Raw genomic sequence first — 11,706 nt, 5'->3', positions numbered from 1 at the left:
CATAAAAGGGGTTAATGTGCGGATAAAGAGGATGCAGCGGAGATTATCGTCACATAAAAGGGGTTAATGTGCGGATAAAGAGGATGCAGCGAAGATTATCGTTACATAAAATAGATTAATGTGTGGATAAAGAGGATTCAACGAAGATTATCGTTACATAAAATAGATTAATGTGCGGATAAAGAGGATGCAGCGGAGATTATCGTCACATAAAAGGGGTTAATGTGCCGATAAAGAGGGGTTAAAGTAGTTTCCGTTCACATTCAATCATAATGTGAGCTGGTTGCCGCAGAAACTTCATCTGGGAATCACCTCATCACGACAAACTCAAATTGTTAGAAAATTGCCATACAACTCTCACACTTTTTCTTCAGCTAAAAGCTATAATGAACCCGAATGGACTATGAACGGTGGTCTGGAATACCAGAGGGCTGATGGGGGCGATCTAATGAAGAGTTTGATTGTTTACTGCTCAACACATGGTACGACAGCAAAAGCGGCACATCTTTTACGGAAGCGGATTGAAGGGGATATCATTGCCATCAATCTGGATAAGACAAAGCTCCATTCAGATTTGGAGCTGTTTGATTCGGTGATAATCGGCGGATCGATCCATGCCGGCAGCATCCAGGGAAAAATCAAGAAATTCATGAAAGAGCATGAGGACGTGCTGCGAAGAAAAAACCTCGGCTTGTTTCTTTGCTGCATGAGGGATGGGCAGGAAGCATACTCTCAGTTTGAGAATGCATTCCCGTCCTATTTGAGGGAAGCGGCAATCGCAAAAGGATTGTTCGGAGGTGAATTCATTTTTTCAAAAATGAATTTCTTCGAGAAAATGATTGCGAAAAGCGTAAGCGGATCGACAGAAGAAATTTCGCATCTCGACCTGGGATCCATCAATGAATTCGCCGAAACTTTTAATACAAATAAGAAGTATGTACCTGTCTAAAAATCGGAGGCTATCTTGGCCTTCGATTTTTTTATTTTGGACGGCGGAAAATATTGTATAATCAAATTAATTTGTCAGGGGGAGAGTGTTTTATCGGAATGAATATTGAGCTTTTCAGAATGATCAATGACGCAGGAAAGGAATTCGAGGCCTTGAATCCGGTCATCGTCCTTATTGCCAACAATGCGATTTACCTTTTAGCGGCGGCTGTCCTTGTATACCTGTTCAGCCGAAACCAACGGAATCGATTGATGGTGGTGAGTGGTTTGACAGCACTTTTATTGGCAGAGATAGCCGGGAAGATTGCGGGCATGCTTCACTCGAATCACCAGCCTTTTGCAACGCTTCCCGATGTTAATCAATTGATTAAGATGGAAGTGAACAACTCATTTCCAAGCGACCATAGTATTATCTTTTTCACAATGGCGGTTACCTTCTGGCTTTTTAAAAGGAAGCATACATATTTATGGATCTTGCTCGCCGGGATGGTTGGTTTTTCACGGATATGGGCAGGGGTGCATTATCCGGCGGACATCGTCGCAGGTGCATTTCTTGGATCGGCGTTCGCTTATCTTGGCTACCGCCTGATTCCAACTATCAATTTATTTAATAAGAATAAATTGACAGGCAAGGAAATGAAAAATCTCTGATTATGAAACCTTTGCGCTGGGTAAACCGTACATAAACAAGGCTGAGATAGAGTATTTGATTTATAACCGCCAGAACAGTAAAATATATTCTGACAAATATTTTTTCGGAGAGTGAATTTTTTTGGAAGTTCCCATAGGTTTAGTCATTTTATTAGGTGTTTTAATTTTGTTATCTGCCTTCTTTTCTTCGGCAGAGACCGCTTTTTCCAGCGTCAATAGAATCAGGCTGCGCAATTATGTGTCCGAAGGCCGCGCTGGAAGCAAGAATGCTTTGCATATTTCCGAGAATTTCGATGATGCTTTGTCTACGATTCTAGTAGGAAACAATATCGTCAATATCGCCGCAGCGAGTATATCATCCAAGGTAGCCGTCGACCTGTTCGGCGCGAGCACGGGTCTCCTCGTGAGCACCTTTGGCATGACGGTGCTGATCCTGATTTTCGGCGAGATACTGCCAAAATCGATGGCCAAGGAAAATGCAGAGGAGTATTCGTTGAAAATATCCGCCATTCTGCTGCTGCTGATTAAAATCCTGACTCCGGTCAACTTCGTGTTCAGTAAATTGAAGGCATCCGTATCGAGGATGTTTTCGAAGGATGGGGAAGTCCAGCCATCTGTCACCGAAGAAGAAATCAAGGTGATGGTGGACATCAGTGAAGAAGAGGGCGTCATCAACAACGATGAGAGGGAGCTTGTACACCGTTCCCTGGAATTTAACGATGTTCTTGTCGGCGAAATTTTAACGCATCGAATGGATATGATTACAATCGAAGTAAACCAGCCTCTCGAGGAAATCAAGCAGATTTTCCTTGAGGAACGTTTTTCGCGAATCCCGGTTTATGAAGATAATATAGATAATGTCATCGGATTTTTGTCCGAACGTGAATTTTTCGCTGAATTGATTCAGAATAAAGAAGTGAATGTCCGCGAGATGCTGCGTCAGCCGATGTTCGTCGTGAAGTCAATGAAAATCGCAACCCTCCTGCCTGAGCTGCAAAGGACGAAAAGCCATATGGCCATTGTCGTCGATGAATTCGGCGGAACGAGCGGCTTGATTACGCTTGAAGACATCCTTGAAGAGCTCGTCGGCGAGATTTGGGATGAGCACGATGAAAAGGTCAACATTATAACAAAGATTGATGAGAGCACGTATGAGTTTGATGCAGCCTATGATCTAGATGATTTTGCCGAATTATTCAATGTGCCAATGCCGGAGACATCGTACCATAACCTAGGCGGCTGGATTTTTGAAACATTGGAAACCATTCCGGTAAACGGTGATACATTTGTTTACGAAAACCTGCGGATTATCGTTAAGGAAGTAGAAAATCATCGTATCCGTAATATTAAAGTGGAAATCATGCCCGTTTTAGAGGTAGAAGAATAAAAAAGAAGGTGGAATCAGGCTGTTTGGATGCCTGGCTCCACCTTTTTTGTTGTTTTTGGATGTTAAGATGCATTAAAGGTTTGCTGGAAAAATTATTCTCTTAATCAAGAGCCTTATTCTCCCGAAGAACCACCATAATTGCCCGAAAAAGGGTGATAATCTCTCGATAAAGCGCGGTAATTGCCCGAAAAAGAACCAGAATCGTTCCGTCTTCCTATTATTGTAAAAATATTAGCAGCAAGAAGCATCACCGCTGCAGCAAGCTTCGTTTTTCTCTTCTGTTTCCTGGACTTCTTTGATTTCCACGCTGCAGCAATCAGATTTTGAGTTGCTGCCCATTAGGATTTTGATAAAATTAGCCATTGATTTCACCTCCTTTCATCAAAAAAAATTGATTTATTATACAAAATAGAACACAAAACCAGAGATAGTAGACATCGTCACAACTGATGCGATAAAGGCAATCACAAGCTGCTTTTTAAAAATCGACTTTAACAGGATTACTTCCGGCAGGCTGGCGCCGGCTGAGCTGATCATCATCGCCATCACAGGACCAAGGGCCATTCCTTTTAAAATCAGCATTTGTGAAATCGGAATCATGCTTGAGAGTCGGATGTATAATGGAATCCCGGCGATTGCCGCTACTGGGATCAGCCACCATGCATCATGCCCAAACCATTTCGTAATGATTTCAGTTGGAACAAGTCCGTGGATCACTGCACCGATTGCTGCACCTATGATCAGGTAAGGATAGACACTTTTCATAAGCGACCAGGTTTCTTCTAAAGCAAATCTCCAATTGAACTTTTGGTTCTTTTCTTCATAGCCAGACATGATGACATTTTTGACGTATCGCTGGAACCCCAGCTTATCGAGTGTAAAGCCGATGACAATCGAGAAAACACTTGTGATGATTGTGTAAATGATTGTTACTTTCCAGCCCATGACGACACCCATGATCGTTAAAATTGTTGGGTCCAGCACCGGAGAAGCGAAGAGGAAAACCATAACGATTGAAAACGGGATTTTCTTTTTCAGCATATTGACGACTACTGGAATCGTGGAGCAGGAGCAAAAGGGTGTGATAAACGCGAACAGGATGGCGGCAAAGCTGGCAAGCACTTTATTGCGTCCTGTCAGTTTCTTTTCGATTTTTTCGTATGGAATGTATCCCTGGAGCAGGCTGATCAAGAAGGAAATCCCGATAAAAAGCACCGTCAATTCAAGGGCTATCCATAAAAAGCTTTTTAGAAATTCAATCATTATCCTCTACCTTCTTCCTTTAGCAATTAACTGGAACTGGGCAGCATTTAGGCTGCTGTTTTTGTTTACGGAAAATCCAAGGGGATCGCTTTGTTTCCGGCTGTTCAAAGAACTTCCATGCGTGTCTGGCTTTCCTTTCAACTTCCTGCTGCTTTAGTTGCGCCATTGCTTGATAATCATGATAAAACATGTATATCCTCTCCTTAATCAAAATATGTTGATTTATTTATCAAAAAAAATTGATTAATTCTCTGAAAAAAGAGACCTTGCTGGATCTGCTCTTTTCGAATGGTTGTTAGATTAGGCAATTTACTCTAGGCAGCCAAATCTAATTGTGTACGAAAAGAGCTTAACAACAGTTGCTAGGTCTGAAAAGGCAGCAAAGCTCTGGAGATAATAGATGGTTGATTTCTTTGGTGTTTACTGTGTAATAGCTCCAGGTTCCCTTTGTTTCTTTTTGGATCAGATTGGCATCAAGCAAAATCTTCAAATGATACGACAATTTTGATTGGGGCATGTCAATCAGTTCACTGAGATCGCAAACGCAGCTGGAGTCTTGCTGGCATAGAAGATTGAGGATGTGCAGGCGTTTTTGGTCGGCAAGGGCTTTGAATTTCTTTTCATATTTTTCAAAGGTGCTTTGAAGCGGCGGTTCCTTGGCTGCTTTGGTGTCAGTTGTCAGGTCTGTTAAAGGAATGAATGTTTCCACTTTCAACTCTCCTTAATCAAAATCTCTTGATATATTGTATTATATTTCCTGTAAAAACATTTTGCAACTGATAAATCAAAAATTTTTGATTTTATTTTTCAATCAATTTACAAGGGTGTAATCAATCCTTAATATAAATCTATTAACATATATTTATTAACTTATATGAAAGTCGAGGGGATTTGGCATGTTAAAGGATCCTTGTAAGGATTACGGCTTCATGATTGAGCTTATTAGAGAGGGAAAAGGAATGTCACAGGATGAATTGGCAATGAGGACCAAGACGACACGCAGGTTCATCCAGGAAACTGAATGTAGCAGGGTGTTCCCGAGTGATGGATTCATCGCGGCCTTAGCTTCTGCTCTGGATGTATCCTACATCGAATTAAAGGAAAGAATCTGGTGTGATGAACCTGAAAAATGCGTTATATAGTAAAACTTGAATAAGGCAAATGCTATGTCAGTAAATTCCCTACAAAAGATTAGGGGATTTACTGATATTTTTTTTTGCCTGAATCCTTGATGATAGAAGTGTAATCAAATGTATATCTAATCAATAAGGAGGTCTAGGAAATGGATTTTCACGCATATTGGGATTATCGTGTCGCGCTGGATTTGTTTCTCGGCGGTGTTGGAATCGGAGTTTTCCTGCTAGCAGCCTATTTCAGTCTTGTATTTAAGGAAAAATCATTCAAGGTCACAAGATTAGGATTTATTCTTGCACCAGTGCTCGTCGGATTGGGTGTGTTCGCGCTTCTCACTGAATTGGGTAAGCCATTCCGGATGCTATCGACATTCGTCAATGTCAACCCTACATCCGTTACTTCTTGGGGAGGTTTCCTTCAAACAATATTCATCCTGCTGTCTTTCGTGATTTTTTTGGTGTTATGGAAGTATAAACAAAGTGCCTATCAGATGGAACTTTTTAAAGGATTGGTGATAGCCGGTTCGGTATTCGCACTAGCTGTGGGGATCTACCACGGACTTCTGCTAATGTCACTAGGGGTTGCGGGCTGGGCAAACGGCTTGATTCCAGTCATGTTCCTCGTTTCATCAATCTTATCCGGCAGCAGTGTCTTGATGGTCATTGAGGCGGTCTTCATGAGGTCAATCATCGACAGGGGCAAAGAAGCATATTCAGAAACAGCTGTATCCTCAGATGCTCAGGTTTTCACATATTCAAAGCTATTGGTTTCGCTAGTTGGAATCCAAGCCTTACTTATCCTGACATGGAGAGTCAGCCTTAACTCAGCTGGTACAGAAGCAATCATTGCTTACGAGAATTTGATCAGCCACTTCGGGGTGTACTGGTGGATCTTTGTCGTAGCTATAGGGCTCATAATCCCACTTGCGATTGCTGGCTATTCAACATTGAAAAAGATAAAAATGAACTTTTACACAGCAATGGTCTTTACTGCCATTGTCTTGATCGGCAGCTATGCATTCAAGCATATCATCCTATATTCAGGCCAGATTCCACTGGCTGGTTTGTAATCGATTTGAAAAAGGAGGTCTTTTAAAATGGGAATTTCACGTAGAGGTTTTATAAAAGCATCTGCAGTAACCGGAGCAACCGTTGCAGGTTTATCAGCGAATAAACCTATGCTCACGGCATTTTCTGAAACAGACAAAAAAGAGCAAATAGCTGAAAGTGGAATATGGCTGGCATCCACCTGCCAGGGATGTACAACATGGTGTCCTGTTCAGGTGTATGTCGAAAATGGCAGGGCAATCAAGGTAAGAGGAAACCCTAACTCCAAAGGTAACCATGGCAAAATCTGTCCTAGACCGCATCTGGCCATCCAGCAGTTGTATGACCCAGATAGAGTCAAGGTTCCGATGAAGCGTACCAATCCCAAAAAAGGGCGCAACGAAGATCCGAAGTTTGTGCCGATCAGCTGGGAAGAGGCAATTGATGCGGTTACCAATAAAATGATGGAATTGCGCAAGAGCCATGAAACACATAAATTTGCGTTACTCAGAGGACGTTATACCGGCGCTGCCGATATTTTTTATAAAGCACTGCCGACGATTTTCGGATCACCAAACAATATATCACATAGTGCGATTTGTGCTGAAGCAGAGAAGTTGGGACCTTTTGTTACAGAAGCGTACTGGGACTATCGTGATTATGATTTAGAGCACACAAGATATGTCATCATGTGGAGTACTGATCCAGTATCATCAAACAGACAGGTGCCACACGCCATCAGCATGTTCGGAAAAGTACTGGATCAGGCAAAAGTCGCTGTCATCGATCCTCGTCTTTCCGCAACAGCTTCCAAGGCCGACGAGTGGCTGCCAGTCATTCCAGGTCAGGATGGAGCATTGGTTTCAGCCATAGCCCACGTGATTTTAAGTGAAGGAATCTGGAACCGTGAATTTGTCGGTGACTTCAAGGACGGCGAAAACCTATTCGCAAAAGGATCAGCCGTTGATGAAGCATCATTTGTTGAAAACAAGACATATGGAATCGTTAAATGGTGGAATCTTGAACTGAAGGAACGCACGCCTGAGTGGGCTGCTGAAATTTCTGGTGTACCGGCAGAGCAGATTTACCGTGTTGCCAGGGACTTCGCTGAAGCAGCGCCAAGAGCAATTTCATGGCTTGCACCAGGTTCTGCGATGCAGATTCGCGGAGGCTATACCTCCATGGGCGCACATGCGTTAAATGCCCTTGTAGGATCTATCGAGAATATCGGCGGTACGAACCGCGGTGAAAAAGTTCCTTTGGAGTCAATTCCTGAACTAGATTCTTATTTAGATGATATAGCCAAGAAGGGGAAGAAACACGAAAAAATCGACCAGCGTGGCCGGATTCAGTTCCCTGCATTCGCAAAAGGCGAACTGCACAAGGGAGTAGTTACAAATAATGTGGCGGATGGAATCCTGAACGAGGATCCTTACGACATTAAAATGGCAATTGGATATTGGAATAACTTCGTCTTCTCTTGTACCGGAGCACAGCGATGGGAAAAGGCGATGGAAAAAATCCCGTTCTATGTACACATTACGGTAAATCCGGCGGAAATGACCCAGTATGCGGACATTGTTTTACCTGCCTGCCACCAGCTTTTCGAAAGATGGGGAGTTATAAAGAGTAAGCAAAACATGAATGCTTACGGTTCAATTCAACAGCCAGTAATCGAACCGCTATGGGATTGCAAGGTGGATGAGACAGAAATTGGCTGGCTGATCGCAGAAAGCCTTGCAAAAAAGGGCTTCTCCAATTTATACGATTACTACCGAAATGAATTTGTCGATCCGGAAACAGGTAAGAAGGCAACAAATGAGAAAGAGTTCAATTTAGTTGCTACGAAGTTTTTATCGAAAAAACTCTGGCACCCATCTGAAGAGAAGAAGGGCGACCAAATCAGCAGCTGGCAGGAATTTGTCGACGTGGGCGTCTGGAACGCGAAACGGACACCATATAAGAAGCACTGGGAAGAGGGCTTCGAAACGGCATCAACAAAATTCGAATTTTACAGTGAAACGTTGAAAGGCCTGTTAGATGAGCACGCGAAAGGCCATAACACCAGCATCGACAAAGTAATGGAAGCGATGAAGTATGAGGCAAGAGGCGATCTTGCATTCGTTCCACACTATGAAGAACCGATTCGTTATGGTGATGAAAAGGAATTCCCGCTTATCTTCACTGAACATCGTTCACGACTCAATCGTGAAGGCCGCTCCGCCAATACAACCTGGTACCAGGAATTCAAGGATGCGGATCCAGGGGATGAGAAATGGGATGACGTGATTAAAATCAATCCGATAGATTGTAAGAAATATGGAGTCAAGTCAGGTGACAGGGTAAAGGTGACGTCAGTCCAGGGCTCCATTGAAGTAACGGTAAAAGAGTGGGAAGGAACACGTCCAGGAGTTGCAGTCAAGTGCTACGGCCAGGGCCACTGGGCGTATGGAAGAATCGCAACGATGGATTACCAGAAGAAAATCGCACGCGGAGGAAATAACAACGAAATCCTTCCTAGCGATTATGAACATTTAAGCGGTTCAACTGCCCGTCATGGCGGCCTAGCCCGAATCAAAATCGAGAAGATATAATCTGCTGGAGGTGTGAAAAATGACTAAATACGGAATGGTAATAGATTTGCATAAATGCGTAGGCTGTTCTGGATGTTCGATCGCCTGCAAAAATGAGAATAACGTAGATACTGGAATGTTTTGGGCTCATTACTTCCATGAAACGAAGGGGAGCTTTCCAAACGTAAACTATAAATATGTCCCGACTCTCTGCAATCACTGTGAAGATGCAGCTTGTGTAAGGGTTTGTCCGACACAGGCGATGTACAAGGATGAGAACGGACTGACACTCCATGATCCGGATAAATGCATTGGCTGTAAAAGCTGTATGCAAGCTTGTCCATACGGAGTTATCAATTTCAACAAAAACAAACCGCATCGCCGCTGGGAAGAAACAGCAGCTGCCATCAAGGGCGGCACAGCAACCAGTAAAGAACTTCAGGAAAAAACAGGTCAAAAGCTGCCTTACTACAATACGGATCGTGCCTTTACTTATGAAGGTATCAGGAGCAAGGGAATCGTTGAGAAATGTACTTTCTGTGACCATAGAATCAAAGATAATTTGAAACCATACTGTGTTGAGTCCTGCCCGGCTGATGCGCGGACATTTGGGGATTTGGATGATCCAAACAGTGACATCAACAAGGTACTGGCCCAGTACAGCAGCCAGGTATTGAAACCAGAAAAGGGCACGAAACCTAGAGTGTTCTATGTTCGGGGATAGAAGCAAGGGAGTGGGTTAAATGGTCACGGTGCAGACTGATTCTTTGATTTCAAAGCGGGCGGAGATATACCGATTGCTGTCGTTAATGTATAAAGAACCTGGTGAAGACTTAAGTCTTTTCGTTCATCTTCTCAAAGAGTCATTAAAGGAAACGGATGATGAAGCACTTTTAAAAATAAGTGATGAGATGAACGGCATATTCGCGGATGAAAATCAGAGTCTTACAGATTACGAGATTGAACACGCCAGACTGTTTGTTGGACCATTTAAACTCCTGGCACCTCCTTACTCCTCTATCTATCTAGAGGATAAGTGGGAGGTCATGGGAAGGTCCACCCAAACAATCGAATCGTTTTACCAGCGTGGCGGACTTTGTGTCCAGGCGATGCATTCAAAACCAGCAGATCATATCAGCATCCAGTTTGAGTTCATGTATTATCTGAATTTCAAGCTGATCGAGACAGGTGATTTAGAGTATCTCGAATTGCAAAAAGAGTTCTTGTATCGAATCCTGAGCCATTGGATTCCGAAATTCAATGCCGCTATTCAGGAACATGCGGAACTGGCAATCTATAAACATCTTGGCAATCTCACCGAAAGGTTCATCCAGCTAGATTATTCATCACTGTAAAAATGGATTGGAGGGACAGGACAATGTTATTAGTGGACCATCTTATGACAAAATGGCTTGAAGCAAAGCGGTTGAAGGTTGACCCGCAGCGTTGCGTACGCACAAGGAACCGCTTCTCGGCTTGCAGCAAATGCACTGATGCTTGTCCTGTCTCTGCTATTTCTCTAGAGGATGGGCTTAGCGTGATGGAGGATGCATGCTCAGAATGCATGAAATGTGCGTCCGTCTGTCCATCCGAAGCCATATATGATGAGAAATACCTTTCCTATTTCACGGAAATGTCCAGCAGGGAAGTTATCTCTTTTTCTTGCGACCATGATCGGAGCAATGAATCACATATCAGGCTTGCGTGTCTGGCACAGCTCGATACAGCCTTGCTGATGCACGCATTCCAAAACAGCAGCCACGTGAACCTGCAGTTCCGTGAAGAAAGATGCAGGCAGTGCAGCAAGTATGATGCCAACCTTATGTCTTCCATTAAAGAAACAATCCATAATTTTAACAGCATGCGCACTCAAGAAGTTGAGGTTACTTTTAACGACAAAAGCCAAAACGATAAAATAGAAAGAAGCTATACCCGCAGGGACCTTATCACTTTTTTCTCGAAAAAGATGACGAATAGGGTTGTTTCACCGCTGATTCCAGAAGATGAAGAAATTGAAAATTTGAGGGTTTCTCTAAAAAAGGGCTCAATGGCCACGGTCTATCATCGGATTCTGGATAAAAATAAGAACGATTTGCGTTCCTATCAAACTTCTGACAACCTGAAGACCATGAAGCTAGCTTTTACTGAAACGTGCAATGGCTGTGGAGCATGTTCCCGAATTTGTGCAGCAGGTGCTTTGAAATTCACTGATGATGACGAAACAGTCAAGGCTATGTTTCAGCCAATGCTCTGCAATGGATGTGGGTCATGTATCGATCTGTGCAGGATAAAAGGACTGGAAAGAATCGACGACGATTTAGATTTAAAACAATTCCTTGCGAATCAGGAGCAGACCATATTTTATCGGAAATATAAAGACTGCGCACAATGTGGCGAGCAGCATCTGAGTTCCTCGGCGTATTGCGGTGAATGTGAAGAAAACATGACTGTATAAAGGATGTGAATATAATGCTTTCGAATATCGGTATCCCTGGGTTGATTATCATACTGGTATTACTCTGATGATTTTTGGGCCGAAAAAATTGCCGGAAATCGGCAGGGCAGTAGGCAATACGTTAAAGGAATTCAAGAAAGCGATGAAAGAACTGGCAGCAGATGAAATAGAAGAAGTGAAAAAGGAAGCTAAAACCGATCATGCATAAAAACCGTCAGCGCCATAATTTGGGGCTGTTTTTTTTGTCTA

General features: G+C 43.0%; 13 protein-coding genes and 1 pseudogene. 10 read left to right on the top strand and 4 right to left on the bottom strand.

From position 1 onward, the window contains the following. Window positions 1-448 precede the first annotated feature (448 nt). From J7E37_RS07665 to J7E37_RS07655, 3 genes are all read left to right on the top strand, one after another. On the top strand, window positions 449-949 hold the full coding sequence (locus J7E37_RS07665; RefSeq protein ID WP_215023354.1) for a flavodoxin domain-containing protein: 501 nt from the start codon (window positions 449-451) through the stop codon (window positions 947-949). Window positions 950-1,047: 98 nt separating this feature from the next. Then, window positions 1,048-1,599 (top strand): undecaprenyl-diphosphatase, encoded by a 552-nt coding sequence (locus tag J7E37_RS07660; RefSeq protein ID WP_215023352.1) that lies wholly within the window; start codon window positions 1,048-1,050, stop codon window positions 1,597-1,599. 166 nt (window positions 1,600-1,765) lie between these two features. Next, window positions 1,766-2,986, top strand: a complete 1,221-nt coding sequence (locus tag J7E37_RS07655) for a hemolysin family protein (protein WP_251009532.1) — start codon at window positions 1,766-1,768, stop codon at window positions 2,984-2,986. A 231-nt stretch (window positions 2,987-3,217) separates the two neighbouring features. On the opposite strand, the gene J7E37_RS22230 is transcribed toward J7E37_RS07655, so the two are convergent. The 4 genes from J7E37_RS22230 to J7E37_RS07640 all read right to left on the bottom strand — a co-directional run bounded on the left by J7E37_RS22230 (window position 3,218) and on the right by J7E37_RS07640 (window position 4,931). After that, a complete protein-coding gene (locus J7E37_RS22230) occupies window positions 3,218-3,349 on the bottom strand; it encodes a hypothetical protein (RefSeq protein WP_285290300.1) in 132 nt (43 codons plus the stop codon). Between the two features lie 36 nt (window positions 3,350-3,385). Continuing rightward, window positions 3,386-4,249 (bottom strand): permease, encoded by an 864-nt coding sequence (locus J7E37_RS07650; protein ID WP_215023348.1) that lies wholly within the window; start codon window positions 4,247-4,249, stop codon window positions 3,386-3,388. Window positions 4,250-4,268: 19 nt separating this feature from the next. After that, entirely contained in the window at window positions 4,269-4,439 is a 171-nt protein-coding gene (locus J7E37_RS07645) for a hypothetical protein (RefSeq protein WP_215023347.1), read from the bottom strand. A gap of 159 nt (window positions 4,440-4,598) precedes the next feature. Then, entirely contained in the window at window positions 4,599-4,931 is a 333-nt protein-coding gene (locus tag J7E37_RS07640; RefSeq protein ID WP_102264965.1) for an ArsR/SmtB family transcription factor, read from the bottom strand. A 214-nt stretch (window positions 4,932-5,145) separates the two neighbouring features. Between J7E37_RS07640 and J7E37_RS07635 the strand changes: the two genes are divergently transcribed. The 7 genes and pseudogenes from J7E37_RS07635 (at window position 5,146) to tatA (ending at window position 11,665) form a co-directional block, all read left to right on the top strand. After that, window positions 5,146-5,391, top strand: coding sequence for a helix-turn-helix domain-containing protein (locus J7E37_RS07635; protein ID WP_215023345.1), 246 nt, complete (start codon window positions 5,146-5,148; stop codon window positions 5,389-5,391). Between the two features lie 140 nt (window positions 5,392-5,531). Beyond that, window positions 5,532-6,452 (top strand): NrfD/PsrC family molybdoenzyme membrane anchor subunit, encoded by a 921-nt coding sequence (nrfD, locus tag J7E37_RS07630; RefSeq protein WP_215023343.1) that lies wholly within the window; start codon window positions 5,532-5,534, stop codon window positions 6,450-6,452. Window positions 6,453-6,479: 27 nt separating this feature from the next. Beyond that, entirely contained in the window at window positions 6,480-9,023 is a 2,544-nt protein-coding gene (locus tag J7E37_RS07625) for a molybdopterin-dependent oxidoreductase (protein ID WP_215023341.1), read from the top strand. Window positions 9,024-9,042: 19 nt separating this feature from the next. After that, complete coding sequence (locus J7E37_RS07620) at window positions 9,043-9,726, top strand: 4Fe-4S dicluster domain-containing protein (protein ID WP_215023339.1); 684 nt, start codon at window positions 9,043-9,045, stop codon at window positions 9,724-9,726. Between the two features lie 19 nt (window positions 9,727-9,745). Next, window positions 9,746-10,357, top strand: coding sequence for a TorD/DmsD family molecular chaperone (locus J7E37_RS07615; protein ID WP_215023337.1), 612 nt, complete (start codon window positions 9,746-9,748; stop codon window positions 10,355-10,357). A gap of 23 nt (window positions 10,358-10,380) precedes the next feature. Then, a complete protein-coding gene (locus J7E37_RS07610; protein WP_215023335.1) occupies window positions 10,381-11,457 on the top strand; it encodes a 4Fe-4S dicluster domain-containing protein in 1,077 nt (358 codons plus the stop codon). A 14-nt stretch (window positions 11,458-11,471) separates the two neighbouring features. Next, window positions 11,472-11,665: pseudogene (gene tatA / locus J7E37_RS07605) on the top strand (twin-arginine translocase TatA/TatE family subunit). Window positions 11,666-11,706: the final 41 nt, after the last annotated feature.

The organism is Bacillus sp. ISL-39, from assembly GCF_018613295.1.
Classification (GTDB): domain Bacteria; phylum Bacillota; class Bacilli; order Bacillales; family Cytobacillaceae; genus Mesobacillus.
This window is presented reverse-complemented; position numbering and strand designations above follow the sequence as displayed.